Source organism: Halobacillus amylolyticus (assembly GCF_022921115.1).
Lineage (GTDB): Bacteria > Bacillota > Bacilli > Bacillales > Halobacillaceae > Halobacillus_A > Halobacillus_A amylolyticus.
This window is the reverse complement of the sequence record NZ_CP095076.1, coordinates 86,748-105,962: the sequence shown is the minus strand read 5'-3', so window position 1 is coordinate 105,962 and position 19,215 is coordinate 86,748. Positions and strand designations below refer to the sequence as shown.

The window sequence follows — 19,215 nt, the reverse complement described above, 5'->3', positions numbered from 1 at the left end:
CCCACTAAGCATCAAAACAAAATACTTAAATTATTTAAACTACAGATGGTACTTTTTTGCTCTTGCAAATTATTATTAGGGGGAAGCCAATGTTTAAAACATTGTTAAACAAAATATCAGATGCTAATTTAGGTGTATTTGGCAAGCGAAATATGTATGAAATGGCATTCGAAAATGCATGCCACTCGCCACCTCAATTTTACTGATGTAATAAAGACTCCTTGTACCTGAAACTCTCGCCCGTAAATACGGTTAAGTGAGAGTGATGGATAAGGCGATCAATGACCGCCTCTGTTAATATAGGGTCACCGAAAACGTGATTCCACTGGCCAAACTGTAAGTTCGTTGTAATGATAAGGCTCTTTGTCTCGTAACACATTGATATAACTTGAAACAGGAGCTCTGCTCCTTCTTTGTTCAAGGGAATGTAACCCAACTCATCTAAGATGAGGAGATCTAGCTTTTTCAATTGCTTTAAAAGCTTAGGTAGCGTTTCTTTTTGATTGGCTTCAATGAGCTGGTTCACTAACGATGCCACAGTATAGAACTTCACTTTACTGCCAAACCTGTGTATGGCATTCAGACCAACCAACGTTGCCAAGTAGGTTTTACCGGTTCCCACTCCACCATAAAAAATCATATTTTCCTTCTCTTTGATGAATTCTCCATTTAATATAGTATCTCGATCAATCCCTTGAGGGATTTGAATATGGTCCCAAACATAAGGGTGGTTGCTTGTTTTAGGGAGCTGGGCTTGACTCAATAATAGTTGTACTTTACGCTCTTCCCGATTCTCAACTTCTTTTTCAAAAAGCTTGAGTAAATATTCTTCATGGGTATCGGCCTCAATTTGGTGATAGTGTTCGCGAATCCAACTGAGTTTCAAACGTTTCGCGTGCTGTTCAATTTGTTCCCTCATGTTGTCACCTCCTGTTTAAAGAAAGCGTCATAATGAGAGAGTCCTCTGGTAGCTTCCGGAACGGGTGGAACTTTAACCTTAGGTTCCACCTCTTGATAGAGGCGATTGTCTTTTCGCAATGTATAAAAACAATGTTTAATATGATCTGAACTAGGGTGACCATGCGATGATGCTTGTTTTAACGCCTTATTTAGTAGACTGAAATCATTATTCTTTAATAGAGTTCCCAAAAGCCGTAAGGCTTCTTTTTGTTCTTCTTCTGTACAGTTCATGAGATAGTCCGTCCATATCGGTGGAAATTGCTCATATAAGTTGGTATATTTTATAGCTCTTGGTCGTCGCGAAAGTAAATGTAGATACGGCTGCCAAACCATTGATTTTCTCTTGGCACCATATAAACGACTGTGTTTAACGATGATTTCATTATGATCATTAAGAATCATAATTTCGTTGTAACTAATTTGCACACGTACTTTTTCCTTCGCAAAGCGTGGAGAAGTTGAATATAGTTTTTTATCAACTGTAACCATACCAGTCTTATCAGCTGTTACTTCCTCTCTACGAGCACACTCGAATTTCTTTTCAGGGAGAATAAGCCATTCTTCTTCATCCTCCGAAAACAAAACAGATTGAAGAACATTCTTGTCGTAATGGAGCCTATCACGATCTTCTTCTGCTAATTGCCATTGTGCTTCATTGAAATGGTCTAAATCAGTAATAAAGCATTCAGGAAGTAGGAAATTGTTTCGCACATATTTCACCATCGCTTCCACATGCCCTTTTTCATTTCCTTTTCCAGGGTTACAGAATTCATACTGGAATCCGTAATGTAAGACAAAACGCTCAAATGTCTCGGTGAGCTCGCGCTCTCCTTTTGCACCAATTTTCTTTACCGCCGGAGAAAGGTTATCAAAGCGTATCGTACGAGGGACACCACCCATGTAATGAAACATGCGCTGCAACCCTTCTAATAAACATTCTGTGTTTTCCGAAGGAAATACTTGAAAGTAGAAACAGTTGCTGAAAGGGAACGACATAACTAAATACGGAAGATCGATCACTACGTTATTGTATTCGAAAGGAGCCGTACCAAAATCCACTTGAGCTGTTCCTGGTGTGGAATCCAATGGCAAAGAGGATTCCTCGATATATTCTTTCAATTCTCTTTTTCTCTTAGATACGTAATCTCGCACAGTGCGCGCTGATCCCTTGAAGCTATGATTCTTTACTAATTGTTGGTACATTCGTTTTGCTGTTCGATGATTTTTCTTTTTCTTTTTCAGATCCTCTTTAATCCACTTATCTACTATTGGTTTAACAGGGTCCATGATAGGTGAAGGCCGTACAACCTTACCGCGTTGCTCAAACTTTTCTTGATCCGCATACTTTTTTACAGTTCTAGGATCTAAATTCATACGACTGGCTACACCTGAATATGTACAACCTTTTTGATTAGCTTCCAATCTGATATAATCGATCTGTTCCACTTGTAACATCTCCTAATTACCTCCTGCTGAACGTTGTTGGTCCAACGAGGAGTTTAAAGTTATTGGGAGAGGTTGGCAAGTGGATTTTTTATGTCTTCATGTTCGAAGAACACCTACATAAACTGACTGCCATTACCTACATTTCTAGAATGCCATAAACAAATTTAGGTAAGGTTCTGACCGTTATTATCTGGATATGTTTTTTTATAGTTGGACCTTTAATGGCCTTTATATTTACAGTTATGAGCGTTGATAGTGTGATGACCGAATCCTTCAAATTAAAAAAAGGGTACCTTTTTATTCTTGTTTATGTAGGCTTTGGGGTAGCTTATTTTATTACGCACCACAACAAAGAAAAAATTAATGATAAAGAAAGAGAAATAAGGAGGTTAAAAGATGAAAATACTGAGCAGCGTGAAAACCTAAAAGATCACGCAAAATCTCTATGGAAAGAAATGACCAAAATAAATGTACATGCTCATAATGAAAATGTTTTAAAAGTTTTCGAAAAGTTCATAATGAACAATTCGAATGTAGTAGCAGTTGAGCTTTACGATTATTATTTCCAAGATGGATCAGGAGATACAGATGTAACTATAAAAATTAATCATTCCTTAGGCTTAGTAATGGAAAATAAAGATCACAATACAATACTCCAGAACTATTATCACATTCCAAAACATACATTAGATAAATTTAACACTGCGCGATATATGTTCCACGCTACATATAACCAATTAGAGGACAAAAAACCTTTAATCCAATTTTTTACTGAAATAAGAAAGGAATTGTCGGGAAAGGATATTGAATACAACAAAAATGATGTAATAAAATTTGCACTTCTTGTTTTAGCAGGTGGACTTATAGATGAGTTTCTACAACGAGTAGACAATTCAAAGGTTAGAGATGTAGACCTTCTTGAAAAAGGTAATGAAGGTAAAACGCAAGATTTATTTGAGAAGGCTAAAACAGGGATTTTGAGAGGTATTTTAGACGATGGCGAGTTTTATTCCTTTAACTATAAGAAAAAAAATGGTGTACCTGATAAAGAAAAAAGATTATATGTTACTCGAAAGGTCCTTATGAGAGGTAAACCAAGCATTTTTGTAATAACTGTAGATAATAACGAAAATGTAAACGACAAGTCATTAATGGACTCCTTTATTAGGCTTTTGGAGATTGAACAATCCATTGAAGTAGAATATAATAATAATAAAGATGGTGTAAGGAGGACATAAAAGTGGCAGAAAAAGAAAACGTCCTTTTAAAATCCGTTCTTGATTATTTAGAAGAGAATGGAATCACAGTAAAGGAAAATGGAAAAACTCCCCAAGATCCTTATTATTATAAAAGTCACCAAAGCAGAAAAGAAAATTCAACCTTAGTAGTTAGATAAAGAGGAGATCATACATGTTAGTCTTGACTAATATGTATGATCTTTTTGTATCTCTTTAAACCCCGTTTATTAATTCCTTTAAAAACATAGATTAGAGAGTTAATTTATATTTTACCTTTATCCTTAAGACAAAGGTAAAATGCAACCCTAATATTTTTTTGTATATTTCTAAGATTATCTTCACCTTTAAAGTCTATTTTAGCAAGAATTTCTTCTCTGTCACTATTGGTCATTCTTTTGCCACTCTTCCTTATATAAGACTCTAAAATGTTTGTAGCAAATTCTTTTTTCTCTTCAAAATATAAAGCATTAAATCGGTTCACTACATTAAATCTAGACCGTAATTCTGGAGGGATTTTCTCCTTGTAATTTTGTTTATCTAAATTTGAGGTAAATATAATAATGTAGCCATTTAGATCGTGAACACGTCCCATCGCATCGTCAAATTTACCTTCCTCTAACAGTTGAAGGAAAAAGTTGTGAGCTGCAGGATCAGCTTTTTCAAATTCATCTACTAAAAGCACCCCTGCATTACTTTTACTTATCTTTTGTACTAGGTCACTTTCAGCTTCACTGTTCACATATCCTGGAGGACTACCAATTAAGCTTGCTAATGAACTTTCACTTTTGTAGTTAGCAAAGTTAATTTTCGCTAACGGATTATTACCATCAAGAAACCCATGCAAGATACGTGCAATCTCAGTCTTACCTACTCCCGATGGACCAAGTAAAAATACTGACATTATAGGTAAATCATTTATTTTTGTATTGAAAAACTTAAACATACTGATTTCTCTTTTTAGAATGTCTTTGAATTTATGATGACCAACCAAATCTTTTTCAATGGTCTTAAACAGGCTCTTAAGTCTAGTTTTATTTAAATCAATTACTTTGTTAATTGATTCAGAGAGTGGTTGTTCTTCTTCAACCTTATCTAAATCTTTACTTTCATTCATATTAATGAACTCACGGTACCTGAAGAACAGACTAAGCTCTTGAAGGGCGACTTGCTCGTATTTTGATTCTACCAAAAAACGAACATTCTCATGGTTTTCCGTAATTTGGTAAAGTAATTGCTCAACGTTATACTTCATAGTTTGAAAGTTCTTATTAGTAAGTGCAGTTACAGTACTGGTGAGATCAATATCACATTCAAAGTCAACGTCTGTTTTTTCAAGACCAATACCAAATTTCGCTAAGCTCAAAACAGGGATTCTATCTTCTTCCCTGCTTTTTATGTAATTCTGATATTCATCTTTATTGTAAACGTAAATAGTTTCTTTACTCAAAATTAAGGTCCTTTCTGACTAAAATTCAAGCCTTTGAACAATTGCCAATAAATCCAGATATCTATACATCTCGTTATTATGATCCTTCTCTACTCCGGACTCACTTTCACTGGATTCTTCTATCTCCTCATCATCAACACTTGTATCATTTTGAGTCAAATAACTAAACGTGCTCTTTAAGTCCCTTATTTCTCTATTTCCTTTGTAAATTCCTATAAGCGAAACATTTCCGACAAATAAGTCGTCGATTGTGTAATTATTTTCAAACTCATTTTGCACCTCTGAAGGTATTTTAAAAAGATATTGTTCACTATTTTTCTTGGCAGTGATTAAATACGAATGATCTTCACCTATTGTTTTCATCAGTTCCCCTATTGATATATCTTCATGTGTAAATCGATCTAAAACTCCTTGTTTGACTAGTTTCATTTGTCGTGTCTCTTCTTCGTTAGATAAAGATAATTCAATATCATTGATTAGAACTAATTGGCCTTCATTAGCTTTATCTATGTCTCCGTCAACTACTTTTATTGCAGAAATTAAACTTCTTAAGATAACAGCATTCGTGGTTTTGATTTCTACAGTTTTGTTTAGACCAGTGGCCTTTGAAAATTCGTAGGATCCTTCGCCTTCAGCTGTAAAAATAGTAGATAGCATTGCTTTTAACCTGGCAGTGAGTTTAGTTGTATGTGTTTTTTGCTCATTTTGGTCTTCTTGAGTAGGAACCTTATTATCAAGCAACATTGCTATTTCAAATACCTTATCAAAATTGAGATAAAAAACACTGAAGTGATCTAAATTTAATTTCATAATTACCCCCCCGTGTGTATGTCCCTTTTCAGCAGATACCTTTTAAATAGGGTTTTCTAGGTTACAGCATGTTGTAAAGTAATCACCCTTTTCTTCAAAATACTGGGGTATCGCTAGTTGTTGTTCCATTATGGTACTATAATGCTCGGTTATCCTCTATAGGACTCTTCATTAAAACATCTATCATTTTAACATTAAGAATCCAAATTAAGTACCCTTCTCTTTTTCCTTTAAAATTCTGTCGTTGCAGAAAAGATAGAAACAATCAAATCGCTGTATCGATTATCTCCCTTCGTGTCAATTCGTTCTTTTAAAGTCACAAGACCTGCTTGCTTCTCTCATAATTCTTTAATCACTTGTAAAAATATGAATCTGTGATCGCCCAAAACGTGTTAAATCATGACAGACCACAACATCATGTTTGCGTATTTGCTTCAATAGTTTTTCAAACTGTGGCCTGGACATAACCTCACTTTCTTTTTCAATAACAATATCTTCCACACCCGTAAAGCTTCTAATTCTTTAATCTGACGATCTAAATTTTGCTCGTTTGACTTTACTCGTGCATAGCCAAATATCATTACTTTCACCTCAATTGGTTTGAACAACCCTGAATGAACATTTTATACCTTGATATTACAGGGTTTTGTTTTGTGCGTACAGGGTGTACTCTAATTGAACAGAAATAAAGCCACGATTTGAAAACGTGGCTTTATTTCATAGCTGATAACCATTGTCTATATTTGTCTATTCTTAATGATTTCCTCAGTAACTGGATTAATCTTGTTTAAAGCTTCTTTATACTTATGATCCGGCAAATCGTTTGGGAGGAGATATGATAAAGTGAACAGCGCTTGATACAACATTTCTACATTTAGATTACCAAGATTAATACTATTTCCAAGATCTCTTTTTCTTATTTCTGTTACCGCAACATCAAGGCTACCCATTAACTCATAAAGTGAATTATGTTGCCTTTTAAGAGCCTGTATTTGTTCCTTAGAATCATTAGGGTACTCTGATTTCACATCATTTAAAAGCTCCTTGTACGAATTATCTTCATGATTCATATTTATCTTAGTCATGCTTACCATCCCTTTCACTTATATATTGTGAAGTCCATTTTGGCGTTTCCTTGTTAAATTCCATATAATCCTCATCAATAATATCTGATGGTAACTCATTAGTACTTTTGTTAATTAACTTCTTTGCCATATTCTTAATCTTATTAACTAACTTTCTATTTTCTATCTCTTGTTCTTCTTTTTGATAGCATGCTGGGCATTGGAATTCGTGACTCCATTCACTTTTTTCCACTTCAGCAAATATGGATGAGATATTTAGATGTTTAGCAATGCATGTCCTGTGTTGTCCATCTGTGAACGTATAATGCCCACATGACCTTATATGCATCTTAATTGACATCACTTCCTCTTGAAAGCGAGGTGTGTTAAAGTAATCTTTATTAAGTAAGCTCTTTGCTAAATCCCTACAAAACATAACATTGCTTTCACCAATACAATGTCCCTCTTTTTCTTTTACTTTTTGAGCTTCTTCTTCACTTAAATATAAAGAACAAACCCCTTTCCTTAGTGCATAACAATCGTATTGACCAAGTCGATAACTAAAATTGTTTTCTGTTGGGTTTACAGATTTAACTTCATAACCCAAAATGCTCACTATTTTTCATCCCTCTCTATTTACATTTTATGATGCATCTTTATTTGACGGCGTAAAAACCAGTTCGCAGTCCTTACAATAAAGGTGAAGAAACATTTTGTCTCTTAACCAGATTAAAGCAGCTAGTATTACCGCAAAAATCAATACGCTAAGAATATCGAATATATAAAATGTTGAGATATATGCTATTCCAATAGATATGCCTACTATGAAAATGGTTCCAAAACAACCTAAGGAACCGCGCTCACCTACTCTACGACTATTGCATCTGGGGCACCTCTGCCACTCCAAAATAATCACCTCTTCCAATCAGGAAATTGTATATTTTTTCTTTCGTCCTGACTTTTTATTATCAAACTCAAACTTGATTTTTCCGGCTGCTGCATCCTCCCATATGAGATAGGCATCAAAGGACTTTCCCTTTTTGCTTGCAAATCCCTTGATGAGATTGGTTTTCCCTTTAGCCAATAACTTTTTAACGTTGGCTTCTGATATATTTTTGCTTGCTATCTTTTTCGGAAATGTGAAACGGCAGCCGTTTTTATATTCCGTGCAACCGAAAAATTTTCGTTTATCAACTACATTTCCTTTCTGGCAAGACGGACATTTCCCGAGACTTATTTCTTGCTTCGATTCTTCAATTCTCTGTTCAATAGTTGTTGAATCTAACGATTCAGGCGTTTTATTCATTAATTCATGGATGAATTTGTCGATGTTTTTTAAAAATCCCTCTTTCGTTTTTTGCCCCTCACCGATCAGCCGCAAAAACTGCTCCCATTTGGCTGTCATTTCAGCTTTTGATAAAAGTGTCCCTTCGACCGACTGACAGAGGATTTCACCTTTCTTTGTGACCTCTACTTTATTTTTCTTAATGCTGATATACTGCTGTTTTTTCAAGGTTTCAATGATGTTCGCTCTGGTTGCTTCCGTTCCAAGCCCTTCAATATCTTTTAGGATTTGCTGTGAGTCACTATCATCAATCGCTTTTCCGCACGTTTTCATCATATTGATGAGCTGACCTTCCGTGTATGGTTTTGGGGGCTGCGTCATACCATCCTTGATTTTAGGTGAAACCAGTGCGCCCTCACCTTCTGATAACGATGGTAATTTGGTTTCCTGCTCTCGATCAGTCTTCTTGCTTTGTTCATTAGCAAACAATGCTTTCCATCCCCTGTCTTTCTCAACCTTACCTTTTGCATGGAAAACGACCCCTTTTACATCAACTTCAACCTTTGTCTCTTCATAAAGGTAGTCCGGTGCAAACATGGCCAATGTATTAAGGAGAACTTCAAAGTAAATATTCCTTTCTTTTTCATTGAGTCCTTCAATGGTTTGCGCTTTGGGAATCGTCTTCGTCGGGACTATGGAAAAATGTTCCTGTACCTTTGAACCATTGACATAACGCTTCTGGGGATCAGGGAACGCCATATCAAATGACACTCCGGCAACAGATTGATATGCTGAAAAATTACTTTTGAGGTAGGCGAACTCACTTTCAGTAATATAATTAGAATCCGTCCGTGGATACGTTAACAGCTTTTTTTCATAAAGGTTTTGCATGATTTTCAATACGTCCGTGGGACTATATTTCCACTTTTTATTTGCCTTTGTCTGCAAGGTGGAAAGACTGTGCAATTTAGGGGATTTGGTTTTCTTTGATTCTTTGGTGAGCTTAGTAATCGTGGTGTTTTCTTCGGATTGTAAACCTTGATCTTTCATGAAATTTGTTAGGTCATCTTTTTTGGCAAAACGATCTTTATATTTTGCTTGAAATGTACCGTTTTCAACTTTGATATTTGCAAAGAGTTCATAAAACGGTTCCGGCTTGAAATTATGTATCTCTTGTTGTCGGGTGTAGATCAAATACAACGTTGGTGTCTGAACCCTTCCCAAACTGAACGTTTCCCGAATCCCCTTTTTCTGCAACAGCAGCGAATATAAGGGGAAGCGTTCATCCCAACGAGCCAATCCCCAATTTGACGGGCTTGCGCTTCTTCATAGATAGACAAATACTTATTTCCTGAATGAAGGTTCTCAAACCCTTTTTGAATTTCCTCGACTTCTAATGAATTAATCCATAACCGTTTTGTAGGCTTATTTTCAGCTCCGGCTTTCCGAATAATACTGCGAGCAATATTTTCACCTTCCCTTCCGGCATCAGTAGCCACGACAATTTCACTTGCTTTCTGTAGTAAGCCCTTCACAATATTAAATTGCTTTTTCTTATCTTTGGGCACCTCAAATTTATAATGATCTGGAAGAATGGGAAGATGTTCTAAACTCCATCTTTCCCATTCCTTTTTGTAAGCACCAGGCATTACTAAAGAAACCAAATGACCGATTCCCCATGTAATAACAGCTTTGTCGTTAAAATAACGGCGATCATTAACCTCTATATGTCCGTCTTTTTTGCTCGTGTTCTGGAAAGCACTTGCATAAGCCGTAGCCTGACTCGGTTTTTCTGCTAGAATTAATACGGATCCCATTTTCAAGTCAATCTCCTTATAAAGTTATTATTACATCGGTAACTCATCAGGAACAGAAGTAGTATCTTCTTTGCGCTTGTCTTCTTCATCTTCAACCTTTGATTTATCTTCTGTTTGGTTTTCCTCTGTGTCATCATCCTCAGCGATTTCATTAATAGCATCATCTAATGCTTCCTGATCGATTTCATTTTCATCTGTGTCAAGGTCATCAAGTTCACTTTCAATTTCATCTAGTGTGCTTTGCAGTTCGGAAGTAATACTTTCACCCCTTTCCTCTTGTTCGACTTCTGGTTCCTCATTATCTTGATTACCATAAAGCATGGACAACTCCTCTTCTGTCAGTTCGTCAGAATGGTCATTGTCTTCGTCTTCATCTGAAAAGTCCTTATCAGATAAATTTTCCGGCTTTTTATTTTCTTCATACTCATCTTGCATTTGCTTATCTTGCTCAACTTCCACTTCAGGTTGCCTTTCAATCTCCTGATTTTCTGAAGTTTCTATTTCATAGGGAGTTAAATGAAAATCTTTAATATAGCGTTTTCTGTTTTTCTCATAACAAGGCTTCCGTTTTTTATCGAACAAAAAGCCTTTATAGATGATATATTGAAAGGCTTTTTTGGCATGGATGGGATTAGCTTCAGATGATAGAATGAAACACTCGTCATCAGCTAAGTTTGCTAGTCTGCCGGCACTAATTAATTCTTTCTTTTGGTACTGCTCGTTTTCACTCACACTCGTTTTTCCTTTAGTATTAAGAAGCCCGCCGGGTTCACTAATGCCGCCTGTGTTGTATTTGACAGTTTGTGGTTCTGTTAAACTGGAAAAGTATTTTGCTGTTTCGGGATCTCCTGTTTTTAAGAAAAGCCGAATGGCATGATTACTAACAATCGAACGCACGCCTTCTTTCTTATAGAGAAGCTCCATTTTTGCTAAGTCTTGAATGATGGTTTGCATGGATATATTTAACCCTCGACAGGTGGCAAGAGTCTCTTCATACCCGTTGAGCCTTCCGATGTTTTGAAATTCATCTAACAAAAAGGTAGCTTTAATGGGGAGTTTCCCATCCGGTTGCTTATCAGCTATACTGTAAAAAGCATCAATCAATTGGTCGAAAAAGGTTGCTGTTATAGCCTGGAAGGGGTTCTTACGCATTGGAATTTTGACATAGAGAATGCTTTTTTGTTTTTGGAAGTCATAGAAGTTAAAGTCACTCGTTCTCGTCATACGATTGACCATATTAATTTGAAAGATCGAAATAACCGATGAAAAATTGGACAAAACACTCGACCTTGTATTAGATGTTAAGGAGGTCAACCCTTTTAATATGTGGTAAGCTTCATGACCTTTGCCTACATCATTTTCGACAAAGTCACTAAACGTTTCAATATCGGGATTAACATAATCGTTAAAAACCTCAACCACATCGTTCATATTGGCCTTTGGGTTAATACCTTTGCAATAAGTAATTAACCCTTGCAGCATCTTTTGAGCACGCTCCATAAAGAAGTCGAACTTTCCATCTTCTGTTGAGTTTTTTGCCATAGTCATAGAAACCTTTTGCGCATCAATATCAGAGAAAACATAATCTAAAGGGTTATGCCCACTCTGCATAAAATCAAGAAAGTCAATTTGAAAAACTGCAAATCCCTGATCCCGTTTTAATTGTGCTGTATCTCTATGCAGTTCACCTTTTGGATCGGTCGTAATGATTGTATCGGTTCTATTATTGATAAGATTGGTTAAAACGTAGCCTTGACCTTTAGCAGAACCAGGAGATCCTACCACAATAACATTCCGGTTGTTGGCTTTTGAATCATTAGGTACGATAATAAGATTATTTTTTTTAGGGTCTCTTGCAAGAATAATGCCTTCTTCTGCCGAAAGTGCAACATTGTAATCCTTTGGGTCATACTGTGCATGTTTTCTTTTAGAGATGATACCGCTTTGAATGTATTCATCGACTGTCCCCATTCTCCCCTGGCCGTGAACACCATGAGAAGAAGCATCTTCATAGGTTTTTTCAAAAATATCTGTAGTTTTAAGAAACCATCCTAAAAACAAGAAGGATAAGACGCTGACAATTAACAAGTTTTGAGAGTTTGTTGTTTGTAAAAAGTTAAAGACAGATTGATAATCCATTAATGCATCTTTAATGCTCACACCCGCCGCTAAAACATATAACAAAGCACTTATGATGTAAGCTACAACTATTGACGTTAGAAAAACAACAGTGATTTTCTGCCATGCACCTTTTTTTAACTTCCGTTTTTTCACTTTATACCATCCTTTCATGTTAGAGTTCTAGTTCATCATCTTTCCTGCGTTGTTTACCACGCCTTCTCTTCTTCGTTGGCTCTTTCCTATACTTCTGCTCTTCATTAGCCTTTTGAATTTCATCTAGGGATTGCAGCATGCCATCAGCGACATGGCTCATATACTGACTTTCAATTTTTTGTTGAGGCGTCTGATCGTAATTACCTTTTCCTTTTACATGGTTGTTATCTGCTTGAATCTGCTTAATGTCCTGACGGATGTTTCCTTTACTTCTTCCATCCGTAATCTTCGTATTTAACTGGATTAACGCTTCAGTATTAGTGATTTGTGTATCATATCCATAATGTTTGTCTAGCGCTGATTTCAGGAGCTTCTTGTTCCCTTCAATTTCTTTAGATAGATTCTTTTTCTGCAATGTATATTGCTCTATTTTATTGCTGGCTTTATATGCTTCGTCGAATTGCTTTTGTTTTAAAGCTTCGGTTCGATTACGACTTTGCTTATTGAGTGCACGATCAAGAATGAATATACTTTTTGAGATATTTCTTGTTTGAGACAAAATAGAAGGAACCTGAACGGTTGTCGACGTATCTTTATCTTTCGCATAGCTTTGAACGTTCTTTTCGTCCATCAGTCTTCCTGTGTCTTTGAAATACTGAACAGCGTGATATTTTTCCTCAGGTTTGTATTTGTCAGCGGCATCTGGGTAAAGATGCTTAAATTCTTGTTCTGTAAACCCTTTTTGAATTTCATGTGCCAGTTCAGCTTTCTTGAGAACAGCTTCAAATTTCGCCTTCTCATCGTTGTAACTTCTTTCTCTTTTCTTAAGTTGGTCAATTTTTTCTTTCATTTGCTCCTTATAAGAAGAAGGATTAAATCCATAATAACCGACTTCTTTAGGGTTTTCTTTGTAAACATGATGAGCCTTGTTCACAAGGTTCTTTTCAGCTTGAATTTTTAGTCTTTGATTTTCTAACTTCTTCTGCCAACTTCCTTCGGAAATCTCCTTATACACTTTGTTTGCAACAGCAAAATCTACATATGATTTTGCTCGTTTAGCAACCATAACTAAAGCTGACTTTTGTACATCATTCAGTGATTGATTTTTACGAATTTCTTTTAACGATTTATTAATGTTGTTATTGGTTTTAGCATCATCAGTCGTAACAACTTTTTGCTTTTCTTTATGAGAATCTAGTTCTTTGTTGATTTCATAAATTTCCTTATTTAATTTCCCGTAGTACGTAGCCGGTTCATATGGCTTCCTTGTTTTTTCAGCTTCTTCTTTCACACGTTTTTCAAATTGATAATCTTCTCTTTTTAATCGAATGTGAGCTACTTTATCGATTCCTTGTTTTTCATAACTTTCATGTGAAACTCTGTTCTCCAAATCTAATTCTTTATATTTCTCATTTATCTTTTCAGCGAAGTTTTTCCTCCAATTAACTAATGTTTCTTTTCTATTCCAATTTGTTAAATGTTCAGATTTACCGTTTACCTTTTTCCTTTTATTACCCCATGTTCCATCTTCATTAAAAGGTCGCATGGTAAGCATGATATGTGCATGTGGATTATGATCTTTATCTCGATGAATAGAAACGTCTGCAACCATTCCTTCTTCAGAAAAATTTTCTTTACAGAATTCTAAAAGCAAATCAGATTGGTTTTCTTTGGATAATTCTTTTGGCAATGCAACAACAATTTCTCTTGCTATTTGTGAATTAATTTGCTTTTCAGTCTTCTCGACTTCATTCCATAATCTCTCGCGATTCTTAGCCCAATCAGGTGAGTTTTCAGGTGAAAGAATATAAGATTCTGGTTGAACTTCACGTTCTTTATAATTTTTGGTTAATCCATCACGTTCTGAATAAAGAGATTCACCACTACGATATGCAGCACAAGCTACAGCAGAACGATCAGACTTATTAATAACCTGAGCCATAAACAAAAAATATGACATATCCTTTCACCTCCTTATCTTTTAGCCCCTGCGGGTCAATTGACGTAAGACAAAATTATATTATCGCCAGAGATTTATTCGAGCGAAAAGCGAGTTCCCATTTTCCCCTGTCAAGGGGTATAAATGGGCACTAAGAAAAAATCCTTAGTGATCATTGTATCACATTTTGGTTGGAAATGGTAGACTTTCCAGTTGTTAAATTGTATAATATTCTTAAACATAAACCATAAAGGAGAATTTCTAATGACAAAACGAGATCCTTTATCACAAGCTCAGAAGCTTGAAGAGAAAATCAAACAAATGCAAAATCGTCAAAAACATTATATTGAAAAAGCACAAAAAGAAATCGGTCAATATTTAATGGATACATGGGATATTGAAGATATTGACCAGGCTAAAGAAGTTATTGATTCTTTAAAGGGAAATGCTCAGCAATATTTCGAAAATGAATCTAAAGATGTACAGGAAAAAACTGAAGTTTTAAATGAAAACAATGGTTAAAAAAAGACCCATTTCGGAAAAAGAAAAAAGGATTTCTCAGTTGAAAGAACGAAAAAGACAAATTGAACGATTTGCTAATGATAAGGAACGGAAAAAAAGAGCTAATCGTTTAATTCAAACAGGGGCGTTAGCAGAAAAGTATTTTGAAATGGAACATTTAACGATGGAAGATCGGGAGGAACTATTTAAAGTATTTGCAAACTATATTAATCAAAATAAACCCGACAAGTATAAAAAATAAACGGAGGTTTTTTGAATGGATGCGAAAGATCATGTAAATCAACAACTTTATGAAATTCTAGAAGAACTATTTGATAAAGCAAGAAATATGAGTCCATCCAGACATTCAAAACCTGAAATGTCACTAGACCAAAATCATGATTCTGGAAAACGCATATCCTCTATAGATAAAGACACACCTACTAAAAATCAAAAGGCGAATTTAAGTAATTTATCTTTTAAGGAATTATCTACTGCGAAGGAAAAACTAAACGATCTAAAAAATGAATTAAACCAAAACCCACGTAAATATAAAACAGAATTAGCTAAAATTAATGGTGCTGAAAATAAAATTACGAACGCAATGGAAAAAAGAAAAAATAAAGATTTAAATAAAGCCATTGATGTATTAAAGAAAAATCCAAGACGGTATGTATTGAAAGTCGTTGAAACTAAAAATAAGCTGGACACTTTACGAATTCATCTTGAAAAAAATCCAAGACGGCATAAATCAGCTCTTGATAAAGTAAATAAGTTAGAAAGTAAACTCAATCAAAAAATCGACAAAATGAAAACTCAACAAATCAGAAAAGCCATTTATGTGATACAACGAAACCCACAAAAATATGGTCAGGAACTTAAAAAGTTCCAAGACATTGAAAAGAAATTAAATAACAAATCTGATCTAGAGAAAAAACATGAAAAAGATACCGGTAAAGATCATGAGAAGTCCAAGGAAAAAAGTATGGAATTAACGATGTAAACCTGTTCAACTCAGGTTTACTTTTTTCTACTTCCTTAGTATATACTGTAACTCATACTGTGTTATAAAATATCCTGTAGTATATACTCAAATATGATTTAAATTTAATTATATCTTGTATTATATACTGTAATATATTATATTGGAATTAAGTAATTAGGATATACTACAATATATATTGAGGTGAGCAAAGGATGAAGATATTTGCCTTTGATGTTGGAAACGGTTTTGTGAAAGCAAAAAGTGAAAAAAGAACTCTAATCGCACCAAGTATGATTGCAAAGGAAAGTGCTCTCGGTGACAGTTCCATAGCAGAACAGTTCGGAGGCGAAAAGGAATATCAGATCTTCAAGTCACCGATGGATGAAGGTACCTCATATGTGTGGGGCGAGGGTATCAAAGAAGCAGTAGAAGCTCGTAAGCTTCTTAATACTTACACACATAACAACCGTTATGACAGTAAACGATTTAAGCTTTTATCTCAGTTCATACTGGCCGAATTGGCTAGTGATTTTGAAGAAGATGTCTTAAAGGACGTTGTGGTGGTCACCGGCATGCCGTCTCGGGAAATTAAAACCTCAGCTGACAGTCAGCTTAAAGAATTTTTAACAGGGAAACATTTAATTACCCGTGGTGATATGGAGAAAGTCGTAAATGTGAAAGATGTTCGAATTCTGGAACAGCCATTAGGAACGCTGCTCAATCTGTATATGACCGATGATGCTAAAATTCATAAAGACTTGAAAACGAGTACCCTATCAGTATTGGACTTTGGAGCAGGGACAACGATTCTTGATACGTATAAGAACATGAAGCGTATAGAAGATGAATCAGAAACCTATTATGAAGGTATGATTGATGTTTACAAATCCATCGCTAACCAAATACGGAAAGAACATGATGCAAAGAACTTGGATGAATCCATGATTGAGGAAGGTATCCGTAATAATTACACAGTTGAGCTTTCTGCACGAAAGAAGATTCCATTTGAAAAAGAAGCTAATCAAGCAATTAATGACTTTGTTGATACGTTAATATCTAAAGTTGATCGGACGCTTGCTAGTCGAGATCATATTGATCAATTCATTGTGACAGGTGGAGGTTCACAAATTGTTGCTCAACAATTCAGCGTTGATTTTGGGGAAGATACCCTTGAAATTGTTGAAAACAGTCAATTAGCCAATGTGGAAGGATATTATAAATTTGCTCATGCTATAGCAAAGAAAGGATGATTGCATGAGTACAACTGAACGAAAGCTTTTCTCTTATGATCTGGAAGAAGATGCTGATATCCATAAATTCTTAAACCAACTTCCGAAAAGGCAGCAGTCAAAATACATTCGTATGGCCCTTCGCTTATTAAAAGAGAAATTTGATCAAGGTGATATAGCACAGTCAAGGGCTATATCACCTGATACAACACGTCATATCACGAATGAGGAAGCAACGGTAAGCAGTGAGGATAACGACGATTTTGAGGATATGTCAGATGATATGTTGAACTTAGGGAAGTAATAAGAGACGCTTTAAGCGTCTCAACTAAAAAGGTTGATGGTATGGAATTAAATGATATTCGTAAACATTATGAAATGATCCTGGACTCTGATTGGAGTAAAGAAAAGAAAACAAATGAACTATCGGACCTGATGACAACCATGGAGAACGCCTTTAATATACCATTGATGAACGATGAACAATGGAATAAAAAGCATGAACAGGTTATATCTTTGTACCGCAATATTTCTTCCAGTAGAGAATTTTAATCCATATACTGTTTGTAATGATTCATTCCGTGCTATAATAAGCATAGAAACAGTATTCCACCATAAAATAAAGAAAGACCGAAGGTAAGGGCATACCTCCGGTCAGCAATAAGTCGATTTCCCCTGCAAGGGGGGTCGGCGTTAGTGGATTAGAAATAGACCACCGGAGCCGTTAACTCAAGGGGGGTCTATTTCTTTTTTTTATGAAAAAGCGACAGTATAGCCACAATGAGTGACGCTGTTGCCAACGACACCATAATGATCTGGTATACAGTCATATGGCACACCCCCTTCCGTTATAGCATGTCGCAAGACACAACAAACAACGGGAGTGCGCCGACCACCCCTTGAGAAAAACCCGACTACTGCATGCCTCTATCATAACACTTCCAGTTTCACCAGTTAATGGTTTCTACAATAAAAGCCGTTTTACAACAAAGGAATTTGATCCCTTTCTTTCGAATAATAAAAACATATGATATAACCCCTATATCACTTCGTATGCCCTATGAAAAAAGCATTTTTGTTTTAGGTTGTGTCAGGGAGTGATATAGCTGTTATAATCAATTTGAATGAGGGGGTAGTGTTATGTCAGATGATACACAAAAAGTGACTATTTATAATGCTAGTGATGTAGCTTCGATTCTCAATTTAAAATTATCCACGCTAAGAAAATACGCGAACGTATTACACAAAGCTGGCTATCGTTTTCATAAAAATGAAAAAGGGCATCGAGGTTATTTTGATAAAGATGTTATGGTGATGCGTAGATTGATGGAAACCAAAAACCACCCTGATATGACACTAGAACAGGCATCAAATGCCGTCATGTCATGGGTTCAACAGAATGATGTGTCACCCCGTGACACAACTGATGTATCACCTGAACAGCGTTATATCAGTTACGATAAATTTAGGGAGTTTCAGGAGCAACAGGAAGAGCAAATGCAACAAATGATCGACCTAAATAAAGAATTAATTAACCGTTTGGATCAACAGCAAGAATATCTTGACAATCGATTGCAGCAAAGAGATGAACAGCTTATGAATGCCATTAATCAAACACTTGAAACAAAACGACAAATAGCAGCATCCAGCAAACAAGAAGAGGAAGAGGATGAATCTAAAAAGCCTGGTTTCTTTAAGCGTTTATTTTCAAAGGAATGATGCCGTTCCAATTCCAGAGCCATTATACAAGTCAACACCCTTAAATCCATTGGATCTTTTTCTTAAAGCTATAATAATACTAAGAAGGTGATTAATATGGATCCAGACATGGAAAATATTTTAATGAAGTATATTACGCTGCCCCTTGTCTTAAAAGTGTTTAACCGTGATCAAAAACTCTTTGATGATTTTAAAACAAGGAATGTTTATTTAGATAAATTGGATGCGGTTATGGAATCCGTACAAACTGATCTCAACCACGTAAGGCAACAGATGTATTTAAAACACCATATTGATGTTAAGCCATTAAAACCAAAAGGCGAGATCCACCCTTACAAGTGGAAAACACTTGACCATGAAGGAATTATAGAATTATCATCCAATGAGCTTCAGGAACTTACCAAAAATGCTATGCAAGAATACTTATATGGCTCTTTATCGAAACCGCACAAACAAACGAATCGCTCCTGGTACGAATAAAAAAACATTTTAAATAGGCTT

At 35.6% G+C, this 19,215-nt stretch carries 21 protein-coding genes; 10 read left to right on the top strand and 11 right to left on the bottom strand.

Translation table 11 applies throughout. The features are described from left to right. Positions 1-199: 199 nt before the first annotated feature. Both istB and istA read right to left on the bottom strand, forming a co-directional pair. Complete coding sequence (gene istB / locus MUO15_RS21370) at positions 200-919, bottom strand: IS21-like element helper ATPase IstB (protein WP_245036214.1); 720 nt, start codon at positions 917-919, stop codon at positions 200-202. After that, positions 916-2,415 (bottom strand): IS21 family transposase, encoded by a 1,500-nt coding sequence (istA, locus tag MUO15_RS21365; RefSeq protein WP_245036213.1) that lies wholly within the window; start codon positions 2,413-2,415, stop codon positions 916-918. Before istA ends, istB begins: the two co-directional genes overlap by 4 nt. A 212-nt stretch (positions 2,416-2,627) precedes the next feature. Here istA and MUO15_RS21360 point away from each other — a divergent pair, with 212 nt between their 5' ends. Both MUO15_RS21360 and MUO15_RS21355 read left to right on the top strand, forming a co-directional pair. After that, positions 2,628-3,644, top strand: a complete 1,017-nt coding sequence (locus MUO15_RS21360; RefSeq protein ID WP_245036212.1) for a hypothetical protein — start codon at positions 2,628-2,630, stop codon at positions 3,642-3,644. A gap of 2 nt (positions 3,645-3,646) precedes the next feature. After that, the gene (locus MUO15_RS21355; protein WP_245036211.1) at positions 3,647-3,802 is read left to right on the top strand and encodes a hypothetical protein; all 156 of its coding nucleotides are present in this window, start codon (positions 3,647-3,649) and stop codon (positions 3,800-3,802) included. 104 nt (positions 3,803-3,906) lie between these two features. Here the strand turns inward: MUO15_RS21355 and MUO15_RS21350 are convergent, their stop codons facing one another. The 9 genes from MUO15_RS21350 to mobQ form a co-directional block, all read right to left on the bottom strand. After that, complete coding sequence (locus tag MUO15_RS21350; RefSeq protein WP_245036209.1) at positions 3,907-5,091, bottom strand: AAA family ATPase; 1,185 nt, start codon at positions 5,089-5,091, stop codon at positions 3,907-3,909. Between the two features lie 18 nt (positions 5,092-5,109). Next, entirely contained in the window at positions 5,110-5,901 is a 792-nt protein-coding gene (locus MUO15_RS21345; protein WP_245036207.1) for a hypothetical protein, read from the bottom strand. 348 nt (positions 5,902-6,249) lie between these two features. After that, positions 6,250-6,402 (bottom strand): recombinase family protein, encoded by a 153-nt coding sequence (locus MUO15_RS21340; protein WP_245036205.1) that lies wholly within the window; start codon positions 6,400-6,402, stop codon positions 6,250-6,252. A 236-nt stretch (positions 6,403-6,638) separates the two neighbouring features. After that, positions 6,639-6,986 carry a hypothetical protein gene (locus MUO15_RS21335; RefSeq protein WP_245036203.1) on the bottom strand — a complete coding sequence of 116 codons (348 nt, stop codon included), beginning with the start codon at positions 6,984-6,986 and terminating at the stop codon, positions 6,639-6,641. Continuing rightward, positions 6,979-7,581 (bottom strand): hypothetical protein, encoded by a 603-nt coding sequence (locus MUO15_RS21330; protein ID WP_245036201.1) that lies wholly within the window; start codon positions 7,579-7,581, stop codon positions 6,979-6,981. Before MUO15_RS21330 ends, MUO15_RS21335 begins: the two co-directional genes overlap by 8 nt. 309 nt (positions 7,582-7,890) lie before the next feature. After that, complete coding sequence (locus MUO15_RS21325; RefSeq protein ID WP_318036241.1) at positions 7,891-9,474, bottom strand: type IA DNA topoisomerase; 1,584 nt, start codon at positions 9,472-9,474, stop codon at positions 7,891-7,893. Continuing rightward, positions 9,441-10,067: a toprim domain-containing protein gene (locus MUO15_RS22025; protein ID WP_318036240.1), complete on the bottom strand. Its 627-nt coding sequence runs from the start codon at positions 10,065-10,067 to the stop codon at positions 9,441-9,443. The genes MUO15_RS21325 and MUO15_RS22025 overlap by 34 nt, the downstream gene beginning before the upstream one ends. A 30-nt stretch (positions 10,068-10,097) precedes the next feature. Continuing rightward, complete coding sequence (locus tag MUO15_RS21320) at positions 10,098-12,341, bottom strand: VirD4-like conjugal transfer protein, CD1115 family (RefSeq protein ID WP_245036199.1); 2,244 nt, start codon at positions 12,339-12,341, stop codon at positions 10,098-10,100. 19 nt (positions 12,342-12,360) lie between these two features. Then, a complete protein-coding gene (gene mobQ, locus MUO15_RS21315) occupies positions 12,361-14,301 on the bottom strand; it encodes a MobQ family relaxase (RefSeq protein ID WP_245036197.1) in 1,941 nt (646 codons plus the stop codon). Positions 14,302-14,544: 243 nt separating this feature from the next. Between mobQ and MUO15_RS21310 the strand changes: the two genes are divergently transcribed. The 8 genes from MUO15_RS21310 to MUO15_RS21275 all read left to right on the top strand — a co-directional run bounded on the left by MUO15_RS21310 (position 14,545) and on the right by MUO15_RS21275 (position 19,194). After that, the gene (locus tag MUO15_RS21310; protein WP_245036195.1) at positions 14,545-14,802 is read left to right on the top strand and encodes a hypothetical protein; all 258 of its coding nucleotides are present in this window, start codon (positions 14,545-14,547) and stop codon (positions 14,800-14,802) included. A gap of 40 nt (positions 14,803-14,842) precedes the next feature. Then, the gene (locus MUO15_RS21305; protein ID WP_245036193.1) at positions 14,843-15,043 is read left to right on the top strand and encodes a hypothetical protein; all 201 of its coding nucleotides are present in this window, start codon (positions 14,843-14,845) and stop codon (positions 15,041-15,043) included. Between the two features lie 15 nt (positions 15,044-15,058). Continuing rightward, on the top strand, positions 15,059-15,784 hold the full coding sequence (locus MUO15_RS21300; protein ID WP_245036191.1) for a hypothetical protein: 726 nt from the start codon (positions 15,059-15,061) through the stop codon (positions 15,782-15,784). Positions 15,785-15,978: 194 nt separating this feature from the next. Then, entirely contained in the window at positions 15,979-17,016 is a 1,038-nt protein-coding gene (locus MUO15_RS21295) for a ParM/StbA family protein (protein WP_245036189.1), read from the top strand. 4 nt (positions 17,017-17,020) lie between these two features. After that, the gene (locus MUO15_RS21290; RefSeq protein ID WP_245036187.1) at positions 17,021-17,299 is read left to right on the top strand and encodes a hypothetical protein; all 279 of its coding nucleotides are present in this window, start codon (positions 17,021-17,023) and stop codon (positions 17,297-17,299) included. Positions 17,300-17,340: 41 nt separating this feature from the next. Further along, a complete protein-coding gene (locus MUO15_RS21285) occupies positions 17,341-17,547 on the top strand; it encodes a hypothetical protein (protein WP_245036185.1) in 207 nt (68 codons plus the stop codon). A 588-nt stretch (positions 17,548-18,135) separates the two neighbouring features. Further along, on the top strand, positions 18,136-18,714 hold the full coding sequence (locus tag MUO15_RS21280) for a DUF3967 domain-containing protein (RefSeq protein WP_245036183.1): 579 nt from the start codon (positions 18,136-18,138) through the stop codon (positions 18,712-18,714). 96 nt (positions 18,715-18,810) lie between these two features. After that, positions 18,811-19,194 carry a YhjD family protein gene (locus tag MUO15_RS21275; RefSeq protein ID WP_245036181.1) on the top strand — a complete coding sequence of 128 codons (384 nt, stop codon included), beginning with the start codon at positions 18,811-18,813 and terminating at the stop codon, positions 19,192-19,194. Positions 19,195-19,215: the final 21 nt, after the last annotated feature.